18 protein-coding genes are annotated in these 18,328 nt (G+C 44.9%); 5 read left to right on the forward strand and 13 right to left on the reverse strand.

All coding sequences use genetic code 11. From position 1 onward, the window contains the following. Positions 1 to 338: 338 nt before the first annotated feature. The gene (locus AAFX28_RS05170; protein ID WP_408686269.1) at positions 339 to 944 is read right to left on the reverse strand and encodes a LysE family translocator; all 606 of its coding nucleotides are present in this window, start codon (positions 942 to 944) and stop codon (positions 339 to 341) included. A gap of 119 nt (positions 945 to 1,063) precedes the next feature. Between AAFX28_RS05170 and AAFX28_RS05175 the strand changes: the two genes are divergently transcribed. After that, positions 1,064 to 1,546, forward strand: coding sequence for an Lrp/AsnC family transcriptional regulator (locus AAFX28_RS05175; protein WP_408686270.1), 483 nt, complete (start codon positions 1,064 to 1,066; stop codon positions 1,544 to 1,546). Positions 1,547 to 1,607: 61 nt separating this feature from the next. On the opposite strand, the gene AAFX28_RS05180 is transcribed toward AAFX28_RS05175, so the two are convergent. After that, positions 1,608 to 2,354 carry a FadR/GntR family transcriptional regulator gene (locus AAFX28_RS05180; RefSeq protein ID WP_408686272.1) on the reverse strand — a complete coding sequence of 249 codons (747 nt, stop codon included), beginning with the start codon at positions 2,352 to 2,354 and terminating at the stop codon, positions 1,608 to 1,610. A 230-nt stretch (positions 2,355 to 2,584) separates the two neighbouring features. Here AAFX28_RS05180 and AAFX28_RS05185 point away from each other — a divergent pair, with 230 nt between their 5' ends. The 3 genes from AAFX28_RS05185 (at position 2,585) to AAFX28_RS05195 (ending at position 6,057) form a co-directional block, all read left to right on the forward strand. Further along, complete coding sequence (locus AAFX28_RS05185; protein ID WP_408686274.1) at positions 2,585 to 3,832, forward strand: M20 family metallo-hydrolase; 1,248 nt, start codon at positions 2,585 to 2,587, stop codon at positions 3,830 to 3,832. Positions 3,833 to 3,943: 111 nt separating this feature from the next. After that, on the forward strand, positions 3,944 to 5,335 hold the full coding sequence (locus tag AAFX28_RS05190; RefSeq protein WP_408686276.1) for a YfcC family protein: 1,392 nt from the start codon (positions 3,944 to 3,946) through the stop codon (positions 5,333 to 5,335). A 20-nt stretch (positions 5,336 to 5,355) separates the two neighbouring features. Next, on the forward strand, positions 5,356 to 6,057 hold the full coding sequence (locus AAFX28_RS05195; protein ID WP_408686278.1) for a DUF1028 domain-containing protein: 702 nt from the start codon (positions 5,356 to 5,358) through the stop codon (positions 6,055 to 6,057). Positions 6,058 to 6,121: 64 nt separating this feature from the next. On the opposite strand, the gene AAFX28_RS05200 is transcribed toward AAFX28_RS05195, so the two are convergent. Beyond that, a complete protein-coding gene (locus AAFX28_RS05200; protein WP_408686279.1) occupies positions 6,122 to 6,763 on the reverse strand; it encodes an HAD family hydrolase in 642 nt (213 codons plus the stop codon). Positions 6,764 to 7,016: 253 nt separating this feature from the next. Here AAFX28_RS05200 and AAFX28_RS05205 point away from each other — a divergent pair, with 253 nt between their 5' ends. Then, positions 7,017 to 7,448, forward strand: a complete 432-nt coding sequence (locus tag AAFX28_RS05205; protein WP_408686281.1) for a GNAT family N-acetyltransferase — start codon at positions 7,017 to 7,019, stop codon at positions 7,446 to 7,448. Between the two features lie 68 nt (positions 7,449 to 7,516). On the opposite strand, the gene AAFX28_RS05210 is transcribed toward AAFX28_RS05205, so the two are convergent. Genes AAFX28_RS05210 through AAFX28_RS05255 form a run of 10 tightly spaced genes read right to left on the reverse strand, consistent with a single transcriptional unit; the run spans position 7,517 to position 18,328 of the window. Next, positions 7,517 to 8,740 (reverse strand): beta-ketoacyl-ACP synthase, encoded by a 1,224-nt coding sequence (locus AAFX28_RS05210; protein ID WP_408686283.1) that lies wholly within the window; start codon positions 8,738 to 8,740, stop codon positions 7,517 to 7,519. Next, positions 8,737 to 9,462 carry a 3-ketoacyl-ACP reductase FabG2 gene (locus AAFX28_RS05215; protein WP_408686284.1) on the reverse strand — a complete coding sequence of 242 codons (726 nt, stop codon included), beginning with the start codon at positions 9,460 to 9,462 and terminating at the stop codon, positions 8,737 to 8,739. Before AAFX28_RS05215 ends, AAFX28_RS05210 begins: the two co-directional genes overlap by 4 nt. Next, on the reverse strand, positions 9,459 to 9,923 hold the full coding sequence (locus tag AAFX28_RS05220; protein ID WP_408686286.1) for a hotdog family protein: 465 nt from the start codon (positions 9,921 to 9,923) through the stop codon (positions 9,459 to 9,461). The genes AAFX28_RS05215 and AAFX28_RS05220 overlap by 4 nt, the downstream gene beginning before the upstream one ends. After that, complete coding sequence (locus AAFX28_RS05225; protein WP_408686288.1) at positions 9,916 to 11,103, reverse strand: beta-ketoacyl-[acyl-carrier-protein] synthase family protein; 1,188 nt, start codon at positions 11,101 to 11,103, stop codon at positions 9,916 to 9,918. The genes AAFX28_RS05220 and AAFX28_RS05225 overlap by 8 nt, the downstream gene beginning before the upstream one ends. A 5-nt stretch (positions 11,104 to 11,108) precedes the next feature. After that, the gene (locus AAFX28_RS05230; protein WP_408686290.1) at positions 11,109 to 11,735 is read right to left on the reverse strand and encodes a DUF3261 domain-containing protein; all 627 of its coding nucleotides are present in this window, start codon (positions 11,733 to 11,735) and stop codon (positions 11,109 to 11,111) included. Further along, on the reverse strand, positions 11,735 to 14,065 hold the full coding sequence (locus tag AAFX28_RS05235) for an MMPL family transporter (protein WP_408686292.1): 2,331 nt from the start codon (positions 14,063 to 14,065) through the stop codon (positions 11,735 to 11,737). Before AAFX28_RS05235 ends, AAFX28_RS05230 begins: the two co-directional genes overlap by 1 nt. Continuing rightward, entirely contained in the window at positions 14,037 to 14,648 is a 612-nt protein-coding gene (locus AAFX28_RS05240) for a LolA family protein (protein ID WP_408686294.1), read from the reverse strand. The genes AAFX28_RS05235 and AAFX28_RS05240 overlap by 29 nt, the downstream gene beginning before the upstream one ends. Continuing rightward, the gene (locus tag AAFX28_RS05245; protein ID WP_408686296.1) at positions 14,645 to 15,091 is read right to left on the reverse strand and encodes an acyl-CoA thioesterase; all 447 of its coding nucleotides are present in this window, start codon (positions 15,089 to 15,091) and stop codon (positions 14,645 to 14,647) included. Before AAFX28_RS05245 ends, AAFX28_RS05240 begins: the two co-directional genes overlap by 4 nt. Then, the gene (gene hutH / locus AAFX28_RS05250) at positions 15,091 to 16,644 is read right to left on the reverse strand and encodes a histidine ammonia-lyase (RefSeq protein ID WP_408686298.1); all 1,554 of its coding nucleotides are present in this window, start codon (positions 16,642 to 16,644) and stop codon (positions 15,091 to 15,093) included. The genes AAFX28_RS05245 and hutH overlap by 1 nt, the downstream gene beginning before the upstream one ends. Continuing rightward, complete coding sequence (locus AAFX28_RS05255) at positions 16,625 to 18,328, reverse strand: glycosyltransferase family 2 protein (RefSeq protein WP_408686300.1); 1,704 nt, start codon at positions 18,326 to 18,328, stop codon at positions 16,625 to 16,627. The genes hutH and AAFX28_RS05255 overlap by 20 nt, the downstream gene beginning before the upstream one ends.

The following is an 18,328-nucleotide window of genomic DNA, read 5'->3' on the forward strand; positions in this document are numbered from 1 at the left end:
ATTGGTTTATAGGTTGGATTTTCCTAATTATATATTTAACTATTTATGAGCAAATGAAGTAATATCTTATGTATTTGTAGGGGGAATCTTGTTTGCTAGTTTGTTATGAGGCATGGCTTGGTTTTATTGGGGTTTGGGGTGTTTTTTGAGTGGTTTTTACAAGGGTTTTGATTCGTTTTTGTAGAGTGTTTGCTTTATTTTTATGTGCAAGTTTACTAGGTTTATTTTATATTCGTAAAGTTATTTAGTATAATATCTATATTAATTTTCATTGAGTGTGAATAATAATAGAAAGATGAGGTTTTTAATTTGTTTTCCTCATCTTTTTATTTCTTATCTCAGATTACATTTGGCTGAATAAGCACAACTAGTGCTACGAATGCCAAGCTTCCGCCAAAACAGCGGTTAATAACGGTAAGTTTCTTAGGCGATTGAATAATTTGGCTTAGCATCGTGCCAAAGTAAGCCCATATCAGCATACCAATGACCCCAGTAACGACCATGCCAGTAATAATGATCAATGCTTGGAACCAGTAGCTGCTGTCTGGGGAGATAAACTGTGAAAACACAGTTAAAGAGGCCACCCAACTTTTCGGATTGAGGATCTGAACAAACACACCCGAAGCAAAGCCAGACCTCTGGGCGTCACTGTCCGCTTCTAGTCGTGAGTTGGCAATCCCCCATGCCATGTAGAGCAAGTAACTAGCACCAAGCCATTTTAGCAATGTATAAAGTTCGGGATACACACTGAACAGTCCTACTAGTCCAACGCTCGCACCAACGAGCAAAATAATGACTCCGACCGCGCTGCCTAAAACGAAAGGCAAAGTCGCAAAGAAACCATAGCGGCTGGATAACCCCAACAAAGCAATATTGCCTGCTCCTGGAACCAGAGAAATAGACACAGCAAACAGCATAAATGCTGTCATTAATTCGACACTCATAACACTTCCTAGTCTGTCGTTGTTTTAGTTTGTAAACAGTCTAACGAAGTGAGTAGGAATAAAATTGCTAAATAGGTTAAAGTGAACGTTAAGTTGGGCAGACTATTTCTAATTGGGTTATGAAACAGAAAGAATCCACTAACAATGTGCTGGATGACACAGATTTAACCATATTGCGTCACATTCAGACGGATGGCCGAATAAGCAACAGTAAGCTAGCTGAGAAGGTGAACTTAAGTGAGACTCCTTGCTGGCGCCGTTGGAAAAAAATGGAAGAAGAAGGGTACATTGAAGGTTATTCGGCTAAATTGAACCGCAAAAAGCTTGGTTTTCAAGTGTCTGGTTTCACGCAGGTGACGTTAGGTAGCCATGAAGTTGAAAATACTGAGCCTTTTGAAGACTTCGTGCGAGAGTCTGATTGGATTGTGATGTGTCATTGTATAGCCGGTGGGGCTGATTATTTGGTTCAAGTCGTAGCCAAAGACCTAGATGAATACTTTGAACGCATCAGCTCGATGAGACGCGTTAAAGGGGTGAGCTCAATCCAATCAAATGTTTCCGTCAAAGAGATCAAAAGCACTTTCCAATTGCCTTTGGATTAAGCTATTGACTTCTTTTGATGAGAGAAGCTGAACGTTTAGTAGGGTAGCTTCTCTCTGCTGACTAGCTTTCTGAGATAAAGCGGTGAGCGACTTCTGCTTCTTGCTGGATCATCAGTTGATGAGCAGTCAGCATGTGTTTCTGCATAACATGTTTTGCTTTTACCGCATCTCCCGAGCGTAACGCGTCGACCAAGGTACGCTGGCTTTGAACACCAGTGTGCCAAAGCTTGTGGTTTCCTGGTTCGTATAGTTTGCGATAAATGGTCAACTCAGTCAGCATTTGGGCTGTAAATCGGACAACAAACTTCAGTAACTCATTTTGAGAGTAACCCGCAAGTAGGCTATGAAATTCAAGAGAAGCGATATGGTGCTCCCGTTCTTGATAGATATCCTCTGGTGGGTGTTGATACTTGTCTATTTGTTGGTGAAGAGCTTGCAACTGAGCTTCGCTCAACGTTCCCGCCAATGAGGCTGCGATTTCAGGCTCAAGGGATAAGCGCATCTGGTACAAGTCAGAAATAGAAGTATCTTTAAAAAACAAATAATTACTGAGGAGTGATTGTGCTTTACTTTCACTCATCTCACTGACAAAGACGCCTCCTTTTGGGCCTGTCTTTGTAGTTAATATACCTTGAGCTTCAAGAATACGCATACTTTCGCGTACGGTGCTTTTTGAAGCATCGAAGGTCTCCATAACCTCTGATTCGTTGGGCAGACGATCTCCAGGCTGCAATGCTTGATCCACAATCCAATTCTTAATGGATTCTGCCAATTGTTGTGTTCTTCGTCCTTTTGCGCTGCTCGCCACGTACTTTTTGCCTCACCATTTTCCTACTCGTTGAATTTTGACGTAATTTCGTCGAATGTCATCTGTTTTCTGCTCTAAATGACCTTTTTCGCTCAGTACAATCGTTATGAAACTATCCGATTATCGATCGAATAACACTCACAAAAATGTCAATTTATCATGATAAATAAGTTTAATTTGATATTTATCATGATAAATTAAATTAAATACGGGCAAAGGTAGAGCGAAAAATGGACAAATTTGTAGAAACGGCGAGTCTAGCGTGGGAATGGCTTGAGTCGATAGCTCAATGTAGTGAGACTAAGCAACCGGACGTCGAAGGTGTGACGCGCCTTTGTGCGACATTACAGCACGCTGGTGCTAACCGAAAACTCCGTGAATGGATGACAGATTCAGGAATGAACGTCCATATGGACAATGCTGCGAACCTGATCGGTCGTTACGCTAGCTCGAACGTTAATGCCAAAACGCTGATTTTTGGCTCGCATCAAGATACGGTTCCCAATGGCGGAAAATATGACGGTATTCTTGGTGTAATCCTACCTATTGCGATGGTGAACTATTTCCACCAGAACCAAATTGAATTTCCATTCCATATCGAGGTTATTGCCTTCAGTGATGAAGAAGGTACACGCTTCCAATCCACTCTGTTAGGTTCGAAAGCGATTTCAGGAACTTTTGATCCAGCCATGCTTGATGCGCAAGATGCTGATGGTGTCACGATGAAAGAGGCGTTGGCGGCATTTGGTTGTAATCCCGATTTGATCAGTCAAGATGCTTACAACAAAGATGATGTACTAGGTTTTGTTGAACTGCACATTGAGCAAGGCCCTCAGCTTGAACAAGCAAACTTGCCTGTTGGCGTGGTAACGGCAATGACGGGTATTGAACGTCATACACTGTCGATTATTGGTAAAGCGAGCCACGCAGGTACAGTTCCAATGCATTTGCGAAAAGATTCTTTGGTCGGTGCTTCACAAGTGATTCATATGTTCGACCAACTATGTAAGCGTGAAGAAGACCTTGTAGGGGTAGTCGGAAAAATTGCCAACTTCCCGAATGGTGTCAACGTAATCCCTCAGCAAACAGATATCACCATTGAATTACGCTCGCCAAATGACACTTCTCGCATTAAAGCAAGAGAGGAAATGTTAGCGAATATCGAAAGCCTAATGACTCAATACAACCTAACTTATCGCCATGAACAAACCTATGAGCAATCTGCGGTTAAGTGTGCGGATGCATTGTCGCAAACGTTGAGCGAAGCGGTTGAGTTAGCAGGAATAGAGCCGATGCATCTATACAGTGGTGCCGGTCATGATGGGCTAGCGGTCAGCAAACTGACGGACATTGCGATGTTATTCCTTCGTTGTACCGACGGGGTAAGTCATCACCCAGAAGAAGCGATACTACAGAAAGATCTTATTGCAGCAGTCGAGGTTTTGAACCACTTCTGTCTGCTAATGAAACAACAATAAACAATTTAAAGTAGGGAGTTACTCCTACTGTACCGATTCATTTCGTTTTGCTTGTGGACAAGAATGCTCATTTACCCGAGTGTTCGTCCCTATACTAAGGAGAGATTTGTTATGGATATGACAAAGAATATGGAAACAGCTCAAAAGAGGCCATGGTATAAGAATATGCCAGACCCAATGGTACTGATCTTTATGATACTGGTGGCAACATATGTGCTTACCTTTATTGTACCAGCTGGTGAATTTGAACGAGTGGTGAATGATGGTAGAACGTCAGTCGTGGCGGATTCATTCACGTATTTAAATGATGTACCCTCGGTTCACTTTTTCGATATTTTTGTAGCAATACCGAAAGGGTTGATTAGCGCAGCTCCCTATTTATTTATTGTTTTTATCGCTGGTGGCTTATTTCATATTCTGCAGCGTACTGGCGCGTTAGAAAATGCAACTGGCGTAGCAGTGAATAAAGCCGGTGTTAAGAACCGTAACCTGATTATTACTATCGGTACGTTTATCTATGGCTTTTTTGGTGTCGCGGTCGGCTTTGAAAACAATATCGCTCTTGTTCCTGTCGCTGTGCTTATTTCTGCCGCGGTAGGCTACTCAAGCCTCGTCGGTACAGTCATGGCCGTCGGTGGCATTGGTATTGGCTTTGCGCTGTCGCCAATCAACCCATACACCGTTGGCGTCGCTCAAGGGATTGCTGAATTGCCAACCTTCTCTGGTGCATGGCTACGTGTTGTCATGGTTGTTGCTTCTCTGGCATTGCTTTCGTACTACATCTGTTCACGCGTAGTGAAAATGGACTTCAAAGAGCCTGAGTCTGCCGAAGGGTTGAGTAAAGATCTATCCGACTACCGTTTGGAGAAAACAGACAAGTTAACGCTGGGTGTTTTTCTAGTTGGTCTAGGAGTGATGCTTTACGGTGTGTTTGCAAATGGTTGGTACATCAACGAAATTGCGGGTCTGTTTTTATTGATGGCAATTGTTATTGGCGCCGTTAACGGTTTAGGCGCTAATGATATTGTGAAGCAAATGATGGAAGGTGCTTCAGGCGTTACAGCTGGCGCGTTGGTTATTGGTGTTGCTGCATCGATTCAAGTGGTATTAGATCAAGCGCAAATCATCGACACTATCGTCAATGCATTAAGCTCATTAATCCAAGATATGCCTATCGCGGTTTCAGCGATTGTGGCCAGTGTTGTTCAAGGTGTGATTAACCTATTTGTTCCATCGGGCTCTGGTCAAGCAATGGTGACAATGCCAATTCTTGTTCCAGTTGCGGATTTGGTCGGCATGAGTCGTCAGCTGATGATCACGGCTTTCCAAGTTGGTGATGGTCTAACAAACCTAATTGTTCCTACGTCTGGTGGCACATTGGCGATGCTGGCTCTTGGTCGTGTCTCTTATGAACAATGGCTAAAAGCGATTTTGCCTTTCATGGTGTTCGTTTACGCTCTATGTTGGGTTGCTCTATTTATTGGCCAAATGGTCGGTTACTAAGTCTTTGTATACGAGAATGTATGACGATTTCACTTATTCATGTAAATCCTAAAACAGGCCTTTCCGCATCTATTACAGCCACAGGTGGTGTGGCTGTTGGGGGGTATGTAAATCACAGTTGGCGCAATTTAGGTGGCTGTGCGACACAAGGTTTATACACGAACCCTTGGTATGCAGAGCAAGCGCGTAAATGTTTGTCACAAGGCATGAGTGCTCGTGAGACGATTGAACATCTGAAGATGGGGGATCCTGAATTCTCAAAGCGTCAGTGTATGGTAATGGACAGACTAGGTAGCAGTGCCTTTATTCATGGAGAGGATAACATTGCGGTAGTAGGGTCTATTGCTCTACCAACCGTTGCTGTTGCAGGGAATATGCTGGAAAGCCAATCTGTGTTGGACGCGTTTTGTAATTCTTTCCTTGAGCAGACAGTGCTTAACTTCGCATCTGTGAAAACAGGAGCGGAGCCGGAATATCGTCAAGACTATGAGTCCCAGCTACCAGAAACCTTGATAGCAGCGTTGGCCGCAGCGTTGCGAGCTGGTGGAGATAAGCGAGGTACATTTTCCGCGTCTTTGAGAATTGAAAGCCTCACTCATGCACCAATAGATATTCGAGTCGATTGGGCTGACGGGGATTTAATCGATGCACTGACAAAAGTGCTCAGTCATGTTCGTGAAGCGAGTTTCCAAGAGTTTCTTAGTCACTTACCCAATAAGTAGTTAATGCTCGTCTTGAAAAGAATAAAGGCCAAGAGGTATTCCCTACTTGGCCTTTTTGTTAGGGCTACAATGAGTCTAAATAAGGGATCACATCTTCAAGTGTGGCGACTTGTATAACGTGTTTGTTATCTTCGTCAGCGGGCAGCAAGTCAGGGACCATAATCACTTGGCATTGGGCTGCCAGTCCTGAGCGGACTCCGTTATTCGAATCTTCCAGCACCAAGCATTCGTGTGGTTCAATACCAAGTTTGTTATAAGCCATCATATAACAGTCAGGGCTTGGCTTACCTTTATCGACATCTTCAGCTGTAACGATCAGATCGTATTTTTCTAAGTACTCGGTATTACGGAAGTTATGTTGTACGTCAGAAAGGTAAGATGAGGTGACTATTGCTAGCTTAAGATCTCTTTGTCTAATGGCTTGAAACAGAGCGTCAAAGCCCGGTTTCATTGCGATACCTTGCTCACGGAGTCTTTGAAAATCTGTATCGCGTGTACGCTTGTATAGGGTCATATCAATGCGGTCACCAAAATGCTTTTCTAGCATAGCTTCACATTCTGGATCTTGAACGCCGAAGAACTGTTGGTAAAACTCATCCGTTAGTTCTAAACCTTGTTCTTTTGCTGCGAACTGCCAACTTTTTTTATAGATAGACTCTGTATCGAAGATGAGTCCATCCATGTCAAACAATACTGCTTTTATCATTAATTTCTCTCGCATTGGTAACAAGTTCAGACTTTATTTTTACCATGTTAGATAAGAAAAAACGCGGAGAAAATTGTCGTATTTTTGTTCCTAAATCAAAGAATATTTTGATTAGAAAGTGACATAAAATCCACCATTATGAGTGGGTTTGAAAGCAATTGCTGGCTCTATCTATTGGTGGGTATCGTGCATATGCGTCAAAGTAGTTACAATCGCCCCGTGATTTATTTTTACTCATTATTTGGAGCGTTAAGTGTATAGCACGCGAGAAGCAGAGCAGGGAGATTTTGATTTTTTGTTCGAGCTTAAGAAAGCCGCAGAGTACGAACCGATAAAAGCAATATTTGGCTGGGATGAAGAAATCCAACAATCGATTCATCAGCAAGAATGGCAAGAAGATAAGCCTGTTATTATCGAAATCGATGGAAAGCGAGTAGGCAGTTATCTGGTTCAAGTCCACAATGACCATTTGTATTTTGGTCGATTCTTTTTACTTCCACAGTGTCAAGGTCAAGGCATCGGTAGCACGGTGCTGAAGGAAGTGATCACGTTAGCATCTCAACATAACCTACCCATTAATCTGTGCTATTTACAGGGTAACCGCGTTGGCAGGTTATATGAAAGATATGGCTTTGAGGTGACAGTTCAAGATAGCCAATTTGTACATATGCGCAAGCTGCCGTAGCGAAGTATGAATAAAAAAACGGACTGGTGATGGCCAGTCCGTTTTATATTTACCAATCGAGTCTAGGCTCAGATCTTTTTAAAGATAATTGAGGTGTTGATGCCACCAAAGGCAAAGTTGTTGCTCATTAGGTATTTCACTTCAAGCTCACGGCCTGTGCCTATAATGTAGTCTAGGTTGCCACATTGCTCGTCTAGAGAGTCTAGGTTGAGTGTTGGGCTAAACCAACCAGTATGCATCATTTCAAGGCTCAACCACGCTTCAATGGCGCCACATGCTCCGAGTGTATGGCCAAAGTAGCTCTTCAGTGAACTGATAGGCACTTTGCCTAAAGCGTTTGCCGTCGCGTTACTTTCCGCAATGTCACCGCGATCGGTGGCTGTACCGTGTGCCGATACGTAGTCGATCTTTTCTGGTTCGATACCTGCATTTTGCAACGCCATTTCCATACAAATTTGCATGGTTTCCATTTGTGGTTGAGTGACGTGGGCTGCGTCGCAGTTGCTAGCAAAGCCGATGATCTCTGCATAGATCTTAGCGCCGCGTGCTTTAGCATGTTCATACTCTTCTAACACTAGGGTACCAGCACCTTCACCAATGACGAGGCCATCACGGTGACTGTCATATGGACGCGGAGTAGATTTCGGGGCTTCGTTCTTTAAGCTCGTCGCAAACAGAGTGTCAAATACCGCAGATTCGGTAGGGCAAAGCTCTTCACCACCACCAGCGACCATGACGGTTTGGTAACCATGCTTGATGGCTTCGTAAGCGTAACCAATCGCTTGGCTGCCAGATGTACAAGCACTGCTGGTTGGAATTACGCGGCCTTTTAGTCCGAAAAACAGACCGACGTTGACCGCTGTTGTATGCGGCATCATTTGCACGTAAGTGGTTGCGGTAATCGCTCTGGTGGTCTTTTCATTCAGCATGACGCCAAATGCACCAATCGCATCCGTACTGCCCGTTGATGAACCATAAGCAATACCCGTTTGTCCGTTAGTCAGGACATCGTTACCGATAAGACCCGCTTGGAGAAGTGCGTTTTCGGTTGCGACAGTAGCTAGTTTGGATACTCGACCCATGCCACGAACCTGTTTACGTTTGTAGTGTTTCGGTAGTTCAAAGTTGTCAACAGGCGCAGCCAGTTTGGTGTTTAAGCCGTCATACTGCTCGTAAGACTCCATGTATTGGGTGGCGTTCTCACAAGCGCGAAGCTTAGGCTCAACCGCTTGCCAGTCGTTACCAAAAGCGGTTACGCCAGACATGCCAGTGACTACGACGCGGCGACTCATACTAGGCCTCCATTTACCGAGATAACTTGGCGGGTAACGTAGCCTGCAATGTCTGACATCAGGTAGCTGACTAGGCCTGCCACTTCTTCTGGCTCACCCATGCGGCGTAGAGGGATCTGCGGCATCGCATGTTCTTTGACGTGCTCATCCACCATGCCAGTATCGATAAGACCTGGCGCAACACAGTTTACGGTGATTTTTCGTTTGGCTAGCTCGAGTGCCAAGGACTTAGTCGCGCCAATCACTCCTGCTTTTGCTGCACTGTAGTTGGTTTGGCCGCGGTTACCCATCAGGCCTGATACCGATGCAAGCGTCACAATACGGCCGCCCTTGCGCTTTTGTACCATCGGCATTACACAAGGGTGTAGTACGTTGTAGAAGCTGTCTAAGTTGGTATGGATAACGCCATCCCATTCTTCTTCTGTCATAGCAGGGAAAGCAGTATCACGTGTGATACCCGCATTGTTCACGACGCCATAGTAAGCACCATGTTGTTCAATATCGGCTTCAAGCTTCTCGCGACATTCTTCGCGATTGCTAATATCGAACTGAATGAGGCGACCATTGCCACCGTTGGTTTCAATCATGTCTAAGGTGTCTTGTGCACCTTTCATGTCGCCCATGTAGTGGACAACAATTGTAAATCCGTCTGCTGCAAGTTGGGTTGCAATCGCTTTGCCGATCCCTTTACTTGCACCTGTAACTAATACTTGTCGGGTCATTGTTGACTCCTGATTTTCATTTCTTGTAATTTTTCTTCTGTTGGGACGTATACGTTGAGTTGGCAACTTGCCACTATTTGTTGTTCGAATTCGATACGCGCCGTAAACACCGCCATACCATTATCTTCCATTACTTTTTCAGCGAACACATCAAGTCGTTGTCCATTTTGGAATCTATCGCAATGAGAAGTATAGCGGCGGCTGCCTAGTAAAAAACCAATTGGCGGCTGTTCACCATTTTGTAATGAGTGGTAGCCAGACCAAGCTGCCACAGACTGAGCCATAAACTCTATACCCACATAGGCAGGGAGTGATTGAGTCTCTTGATCGAAGAATGGATTTTTCGCACCGATCTCGACTTGGCAGTGAATGGTGTCTTGCTGTATGTCTAGAGCCTCATCGATCAAAATCATAGGATCGTCATGAGGCAATAGCTGATCAATTGAGGGAAAGTTAGTCATGGGTGTAACCAAAAATTAGACTAATGTTGTTACCACCAAATGCAAAAGAGTTGCTTAAAATCGCTTTGCCTGCAAGCTTTGTTGGTGTTTCTACAAGTGAAACAGCAATGTCGTCGGCTTTGTTTTGGCAACGCTGAATTGGTAGCTCTAAATCATGTTTTAAAATATGCCACGCAATGGCGGCTTCAGTTGCGCTTGCTGCTCCAAGGGTATGCCCAGTTAGAGGCTTGGTCGAACTGACTGGTACGCTTGAACCAAACACTCGATAGATGGCTTTGCTTTCCATACTATCATTGAGTGGTGTCGCTGTTCCGTGAGCATTGATATAGCCAATATCATTAGCTGTCAGCCCCGCAGTATCAAGTGCTTTTTGCATTGCCATTTCAGCTCCATTTCCTTCAGGGTGTGGAGCTGAAATGTGGTGAGCGTCAGAGCTGTCTCCGGCGCCGAGTAAGGCAATTTTTGCAGGCTCTTTGCTGACTAACATCAACGCAGCTGACTCACCAATATTGATACCATCACGGTCCGCACTAAATGGTTGGCACAAGGTTTGTGATAACGCTTCTAGGCCATGAAATCCGTTTAACGTTAGTCGACAAAGGCTATCCACACCACCTACAATTACGGCGTCGACAATGCCACTTCGTAACAAGCGTTGAGCTGTGATAAAGACGCGCCCACTGGATGAGCAAGCGGTTGATATTGCGTAGCAGGGACCTGTAATGCCAAAGTACTGAGCGATAAACTCGCTAGTATTACCGAGCTCTTGCTTGCGGTAATGGAAGTCATCAGCGAACGCACCAGTTTCTATCTGCTGCTTGTACGCGGCTTCTCCATCCGAGATTCCTGAGGTACTGGTTCCGATGACGACGGCAACACGTGAGTGTCCATACTGTTGAATGGCTTGGTTAACGCTATCTTCTATTTGTAACAAAGCTGATAGGGCTAATTGATTGTTGCGGGAGTCAAAGTCCTCAAGATGACTTGGAATACTCGGCAGCGTTGTATTGACTTGGCCAACCACAGTAGATACACCAGTGTTTAAGGTCTGGGAGTCTGCCACCATATTGGGCTGACGCTGACCATTTAAGCACTGATGTATCTCAAGTTCATTTGAGCCCATAGCACTATGAAAGCCACAGCTTTGGATAAAAATGGGGTTAGAAACGTTTACTTTCATGGGATCTACTGCGGTGTCAGTTGTACTTTTTGATGCTGGAGAGTATTGATTTTTATAGTGTAGCCATCAATGAGATGGTGGAAGAGAATATCCCCTTCGAGTTTCTCGGTATTATCGTACTTTATGTCGATAACTTGATTGCCTTCACTATCAAAAATTTTTCTAGAACCAGCACTATCAATCATTTGCCACCTTACCTTATTTAGCGGGGCTTCCCAAGCAGAAGAAGGCCACAGAGTGATCATTAGGTTAAATAGCACCTGTTCTGGCGCAGGAAGTATGCTGCCTAATCCGCTAAGTACATCAGTAGAAATTGCATCGTCTTGATAGCTAAGAGATAAAATGCGCGTTCCCCATGATGAAAAACCAGCGAGAACGAGCTTGTCTTCATTAACTTGTAGTTGAACAGGTAATTGTTCTGAGCGGGTTTTACTATCTACATTCCAAGTTGCCGTAATCAGTTGGCTGGCGCTTAGACCATAACCAAGAGAGCTTGGTGACGGCAAACTGACATTTTGCCCCTGTGCTATTTCGACTTGGGGTGTTGTGCTTTGAGGGGCAGTCACACATGCCGCGAGAGCCCCAGAGAGGACGATGGTCGTTAGCACTTTAGTGATGTGAGTCAGTTTCACTAGTTCCTCTCTTTAATTGCTAGTGGAGACAATAGCCACGCGACAAAAATGCCACACAAGACCGTGATACCAAAACTATGAATCGCATGAGTCTGACTTAATGAAAGTAAGCCAAATGAAAGCAACGTTGTCATAGCCGATAGTGTAATGGCGAGTAATGTACTCGTACTACGGGCTTTTTCAGCAAAAAACAGCGTGTAGTCGATGCCGATCCCAATAATGAGAATAAGTGCTAATAAATTGAACAGATTTAGTGTTGATCCAATAGCGGATGCTGCGGCTAATCCGGCAATACAGGCTATTAACGATGGAATAAGAATCTTGGCAGTATGTACTACCCCATAGCGCTTAGCTAATACCGCGCCAATAACCACTAATGCAATGGCGATAAGCTCCATGACTTTGATACGGTACTCGGCAAACAAGGCGGAGATTTCTTCGGCTTTATTTAGATAGATCATATTAGGCTGCGTAGCGACAAACTCTTTGATGATATCTACATTAGCGAGGTTCTTGAGTAGAACGACGCTTGCTGTGTGATCGCCGACCTGACCTACATACAAAAAGCGTACAGGTTTTGAAACTGTGTGAGATAGATAATCTTGCAAAGAAACCGATTCAAAGCTCTGTTCAAATTGCGGTGACGACGAGAGCTTTAATGTACTCGCCAGAGTGGTTCCCTGATTGTGGTAAAGCTGCTTGATCAACTCAAAATCACGCTGTTGCGTCGAAGTGGAGCTGATGAATTGAGTAAGGCTTTGATAGCCTTCGATAACACCTTGTTCCTGCCAAAGCGCAAGCTGTTCATCAAAGGACTCTAGCTTCTGTAGTAGCAGTTCATCGTTTTTCGCTGTAACAACAATCATTTGCTGCGAGGAATTTAAGCCACTTAGCTGTGAAATAAACGCTTCTTGTTGTTTTAATGACTCTGGCATCGCTTGAAGTTGGCGAATGTCATCATCGTATTGAAGATTAGCAAGTGGGAGTAACGCGACAATCAAACAAGTTAATGGCAGTGAGCGACGAACTATTGGCTTAGACCATAAAGTGAGCCAGCTTTGCCAAATAGTCAGTCCTGGAAGTGGTCTTGTTTTCGCGGGCTTAGCTGCCAGAACGGGATACCATGCCACAACAGTCGCATAGGCAGCAGCTAATCCAATCGATGAAAATAGCGCGAGTTGCTGCAAGCCAGGAAATGGCGCAATCAGCATGCCCATATAGCCAATCAAACTGGTCAACAGGCCCATAGTGATGGCCGCAAAAATATGCTTTAAGCCTTGTCGACTATCCCATTGATTCCCAGCGGCCAAACGCTCGGTTAAATAGTGGAACGCATAGTCGATCGATACACCAATCAAACTAGCCCCGAACACTAAACTAAATAGGTGTATGGTGCCAAATAGCCAAGTCGTGACTGCTAAGGCTGCGACCAAACCGACGGTTATCGAGAGCAATGCTAAAGAAAGTGGGGCGGTGCTACGAAAGACGCCAATGATCAATACCACGACACCAAGTAGTGAAAATAGCCCAATGGTACTGATTTCTGACTTAGCGCTTTGGGTACCAAACTCAGCATAGAAAAGCACCCCTGTATGATAAAACTGTGCATCATATTGATCGGTGAGTGCTTGTTCTATTCTTTGAATCTCACTGACGCCGTTTTGTGCGCTAAGGCTGTAGGGCGAGTCTTTAAGCGTCGCACTAACCAGTACATATTGTTGGTCTTGGTAATTGGTCGTAAGAAAGCCATTGTTTAAAGTAAAAGCGTTATTAAGTTGTGTCAGCTGTGAGAGATAGTCGCGGAAGATCAGAAATGGATCGTTGCTCAGCTCTTTACCAGTGACACCAGAAAAAGGGTTATAAAGAGACTGTAAGACATATTGGACTTGCGCTTGTGGTTGGTCAGTCAAACGCACACGTTGTTCAGGCGTCAGTTGTTGGAAGCGGTGCTGATAGTAGTACTCTGCCCAACGACTTTGTTGCTCGGCTTCGACTTTTCCCACGACTTCTGAAAATAGCCCTGTAGATTTAAGTGAATGAGCGAGAGCTTCTGCGGCTATATAGCTGTTGTTAGGTTCTGTAGCACTGACAACAAAAACGACCTTATCACTCAGATTATTCGATACGCTTTCAAATGCTTGCTCGGCGACTGGGTTTTGCTGGTTTTTAGGCAGTAGTTTTAGAATGTTTGTTTCAATGGGCGATTGAGGAGAAAAAAACCATTGATTTGCCAGCAAGGCTAAGAACAGGCAGACCAGTCCAAGCCATGCAATAGCAATTCGTTTGCCCATAAACCAAGGGTTAGAAGTTGAATTGTTGCTTTTCAACATCGGTTAACCTTTCAGGCTGATGTGTTTGGTTTGAGAAGCTAATGTCGGTTTTGTCGCCACGAATTTCTAACAGTTCTAGTTGGTCGATATTGTCACTTCCTGACAGAGTTATCGACTCGAATACCGAATTTAGCGGAGGACTCAGTGGTGTCAGTTCGATTGTCCATTGGTCTGACTCTGTGTTGAAAGCAATATCAAACTGCTCTTTTAGTGCGTCAGTGTCACCATGAAATACTGCTAGAAATATGTGGCTAAAGTAGAACGCCATCGGATTTTCTTTGGCTGTAATAACTTGTGGCTGCTGACCCGCAAAGGTCTGACGAAGTTTGTCTTGTGTTAGAACTAAACCGACAGGGAAGGGGGTTTCTTGCTGCCACAGTAAGCCTTGCTCTTTATTTAGAGTGAACTTACCTTCTGAGCTTAAAGGCTGCTCAAACATTTCAATGTGACGTTGCTGAACAAAATCCCCTCGTACGGTTTCGTGTTGAGCAAGTTGAACCTGCAGCGACGCCAAATCAGTGACAGATGACCATGCAAGAGGAGAGCCCAAAATTAGCAGTGAAGCCAGACAGCGTTTGATCATGCTATTTTTCCTTCTCGGTGCCATTGCTCTACTTTGTCGATAAAGATATGCGGAGAGGCGAAACACATCTCTTGTTCTTTGATAGAAACCGCCACTTGGGTTGTGTGCGCTTTACACATGCGTTTACCCGTTTGGGCATCGTAAATGATGTAGTCAACACGCAGGCGGTTTTCCCACTCGGTCAGCTTCGCAGTCACTCGGATCTCATGGTTAAATGGGATCGCTTTGACGTATTTTACTCGCGTATCAATGATCGGCCACATATAGCCAGATTCGTTCATAGCCAAGTAACCGTAGCCAATTTTATCCATCATGATACGGCGAGCTTCTTCAAAAAAGCGGAAGTAGTTACCGTGGTATATCACACCCATAGGATCAGCATCTTGGAAAGAGGTGACCATAGTCACCTCCGACTCAAGAGGAAAAAGGATCTCTTGCTCCATTACGCCTCCAAATAGAGCGACCAGTGACGCTGCTGGATACGCTCGATAAAGTGACGTAAATCGTGTTCCAATGGACGGTCTTCGATGACGAATTCGAATTCGCTTAACACTGCATCACGAATCATCTTCAAGTTGTCACTCATATGGTGCTCGTCGAGTTCATTGTGACGACGGCGGATTTCTACGGCTTGAATACTCGCAAGTAAGGACGCAGCAGCTACTTGTTCTGTTAGTTCTAGAACACGTAGGCAGTCGCGAGCAGCAATAGTGCCCATACTCACTTTATCTTGGTTGTGACATTCTGTAGAGCGAGAGAACACGCTGGCTGGCATGGTGTGTTTCAGCGCTTCTGCTGTCCAAGCCGAGATACCGATTTGTACTGCTTTAAAGCCATGGTTGATTGGCTTACGCTCACCTTCAGCACCCGTTAGGTTAAATGGTAGACCGTTATTGAACTTATAGTCCATTAGCTGTGCCATTTGACGATCAAGCAGATCAGCAAGGTTGGCGATACCAGTCTTTAGCGTATCCATTGCCATTGCGATGTGACCACCGTAGAAGTGTCCACCGTGCAGCACACGTTCGTTATCACCATCGATGATTGGGTTGTCGTTGGCACTGTTCAGTTCATTTTCGATCATTGAACGTAGCCATGGCAGAGAGTCTTGTACTACGCCAATAACATGCGGCGCGCAGCGCAAAGAATAACGGTCTTGGAGGCGGTCACTGTTGCGCGGTGGACGTTCTGCTTTTAGATCGTCACGTAGCCAAGCGGCGACTTGTTGCTGACCTGGGTGAGGTTTAACCGCAAATAACGCTTCGTCAAAGTGGAAGTCATTGCCGTGCATGCCAACAGAGACCATTGCTGTAATCTTGGTACATAGCTGCGCTAAATATTCAGCGCGTTTGTAGGCAAGGCAGGCGAGCGCAGTCATGACTGACGTACCATTCATTAACGCTAAGCCTTCTTTCGGCTTAAGGTGAATAGGGTCAATACCTAACTCAGCGAAAACCTCCGCTGTTGGGCGTGTTTCACCTTTGTACAGTACGTCGCGTTCACCAATAAGTGCAGCCGCTAAGTATGAAAGAGGCGTTAAGTCACCACTTGCACCAACAGAACCTTCTTGCGGGATACGCGGAGCGATATCTTGGTTGATCAACGTAACGATTTGATTGAGTAAGTCGTGCGTGACGCCGGATACACCCTGAGCCAGAGAGCAAAGACGAGTTGCGAGTACAGCACGTGCTTGTTCGTGAGAAAGTACATCACCTAATCCACATCCGTGAAAACGCGTCAGGTGCAAGGGTAGTTCATCGACTAAGTTTGGCGGAATCGCAACCGTACACGAGTCACCATAGCCAGTTGTTACGCCATAGATGACGCCTTCTTCTTTTAATAGTCGCTCAAGAAATGCAACACCGCGGTCGATCTTAGCGGTAAATTCTGGCGAGCTATTTAGGTCGGCATTGGCACCTTGAGCAATGGCTACCACATCTTCGATGGTAAGAGCCTGTGCGCCAAACGTAATGGTTTTATTGTTTTGCGTCGTCATCTTGCTGATTACTTAATGTCCAAAAATTGAAAAAATTATACCATTGTAAAGGGGCTTGTAGCGTGTAGTGCTCCAGTCGCTTGGCATAGCTCTGCACAACCTCTTGTAGCGCTTTTTGACGCTCTTTTCTTGGTAATACGATTTTGTCGCTAAAATGCTCAAAGTAGACGTTGAAGTGAGGAGTTTCACTTGAGTCATCTCTCAAGCCAAATAGTAAATATACCGGCGCTTTCAACACCGAAGCCAGCATAAATGGCCCTTGCGGGAAAGGAGCAGATTTACCTAAAAAGTCAGCCCAAACAGAGCGGCTTTCTTTGCTGGTGGATGTTCTATCACCCACAATTACTACCCATTCGCCTTGTTCTATTTTTTGTTGCAATAGGATAGCGGTGTCAGGCCCCATGGAGCTAACCTGTATTAGATTCAGCTCAGAGTTTGGGTTGACGGCTTTCATTACTGCATTAAATCGCTCAGCGTGTTCGGTAAAGACAAGGGCATTGATCTTTATGTGCTTGTGTCGACGACCCAGGGCTCGACACAGTTCGATGTTACCTAGGTGTGAGCCTAGCAATAAGACACCTTGTTTATTATCCACCATCTCCTGAAACTGTTCTTGACCATGGATAGTGAGGTTATCAACACTAAAATCACCTTTCCATGCGGCAAGCTTATCGATCATGGTGTGGCCAAAAGAGAGTAGATGGTGATAGCTATCTAATGGCTGAGGCAATTCAATTTGCTGCTGAGATGCGTAGCTAGAGAGTTGGGTCAAATAGGTCTCTGAAGCTTGCTTCGCATCCTTTCCTGTGAGGTGGTAGTAGCGAATGACGAGCTTAAGGATAAGATTAAATGCTTTGCGGCCTAACAGGCTGTATATTGCCAACATCAGCTTTATGCCGATGATAGTCCCTTGTTCTTGGCGCTTAGACCAATGAGCATTGGAGGTTTTTCGGTGTTTACGAGCGAGAAGTTTTGGGATTCTTGGCAACATGCCAAAAAACAATCGCGTATGCATCCAGCTGATTTTTACGTTATCCCAAAGTGCGTCAAAGTGAGATATTCCACCTTCTGGATAAATTACCCGTGTTTCGACAAAGTCTATTTCGACGCCTTCCCAGTACATGCGCACTAGAATCTCTATGTCAAAGTCCATGCGAGTGCCGATGTCGTATTTATCCAATACCTCGATAGTGCTCTGTACGGGATAAGCGCGGAAGCCACACATGCTATCTTTAATTGCAAGAGAGAGAGTTTCTATCCATACCCAGATATGGGTTGCGTAGCGACCATATAAACGCGCTTTAGGAACGCTGTCATCATAAATAGGCTGGCCTGAAATGAGGTGTTCAGGATTGTCTGTTGAGCACGCCATGAGCCTAGGTAAAGCTTCAACATCATGTTGACCATCGGCATCAATTTGAATGACATGACTAAAGCCTAGTTGGTCTGCTTGGCGAATACCTGCCATCACCGCGCCGCCTTTACCTTGGTTATTCTCTAAGGTGACTAAGGTGAGGTTTTCTTGTTGAGACAGTTTGCTTAGTGCTTGTTTCGTTTCTTGATTACTGCCGTCGTCCACGATAATAAAAGGGAGTTCAAAAAGGCGTAGGGACGATACCACGTCAGCAATGGTATTGCCGTGGTTGTAGCAAGGGATCAAAAAACAAGCTTGATAATGGCTCAC

It is taken from the genome of Vibrio sp. TBV020 (assembly GCF_046056895.1).
Taxonomy (GTDB): Bacteria; Pseudomonadota; Gammaproteobacteria; order Enterobacterales; family Vibrionaceae; genus Vibrio.

Excerpts from the sequence above, each read along its gene's own strand:
- AAFX28_RS05170 (WP_408686269.1), bottom strand. The coding sequence starts at position 944 with ATGAGTGTCGAATTAATGACAGCATTTATGCTGTTTGCTGTGTCTATT.
- AAFX28_RS05175 (WP_408686270.1), top strand. The coding sequence starts at position 1,064 with ATGAAACAGAAAGAATCCACTAACAATGTGCTGGATGACACAGATTTA.
- AAFX28_RS05185 (WP_408686274.1), top strand. The coding sequence starts at position 2,585 with ATGGACAAATTTGTAGAAACGGCGAGTCTAGCGTGGGAATGGCTTGAG.
- AAFX28_RS05190 (WP_408686276.1), top strand. The coding sequence starts at position 3,944 with ATGGATATGACAAAGAATATGGAAACAGCTCAAAAGAGGCCATGGTAT.
- AAFX28_RS05195 (WP_408686278.1), top strand. The coding sequence starts at position 5,356 with ATGACGATTTCACTTATTCATGTAAATCCTAAAACAGGCCTTTCCGCA.
- AAFX28_RS05200 (WP_408686279.1), bottom strand. The coding sequence starts at position 6,763 with ATGATAAAAGCAGTATTGTTTGACATGGATGGACTCATCTTCGATACA.
- AAFX28_RS05210 (WP_408686283.1), bottom strand. The coding sequence starts at position 8,740 with ATGAGTCGCCGCGTCGTAGTCACTGGCATGTCTGGCGTAACCGCTTTT.
- AAFX28_RS05215 (WP_408686284.1), bottom strand. The coding sequence starts at position 9,462 with ATGACCCGACAAGTATTAGTTACAGGTGCAAGTAAAGGGATCGGCAAA.
- AAFX28_RS05220 (WP_408686286.1), bottom strand. The coding sequence starts at position 9,923 with ATGACTAACTTTCCCTCAATTGATCAGCTATTGCCTCATGACGATCCT.
- AAFX28_RS05225 (WP_408686288.1), bottom strand. The coding sequence starts at position 11,103 with ATGAAAGTAAACGTTTCTAACCCCATTTTTATCCAAAGCTGTGGCTTT.
- AAFX28_RS05235 (WP_408686292.1), bottom strand. The coding sequence starts at position 14,065 with ATGTTGAAAAGCAACAATTCAACTTCTAACCCTTGGTTTATGGGCAAA.
- AAFX28_RS05240 (WP_408686294.1), bottom strand. The coding sequence starts at position 14,648 with ATGATCAAACGCTGTCTGGCTTCACTGCTAATTTTGGGCTCTCCTCTT.
- AAFX28_RS05245 (WP_408686296.1), bottom strand. The coding sequence starts at position 15,091 with ATGGAGCAAGAGATCCTTTTTCCTCTTGAGTCGGAGGTGACTATGGTC.
- hutH (WP_408686298.1), bottom strand. The coding sequence starts at position 16,644 with ATGACGACGCAAAACAATAAAACCATTACGTTTGGCGCACAGGCTCTT.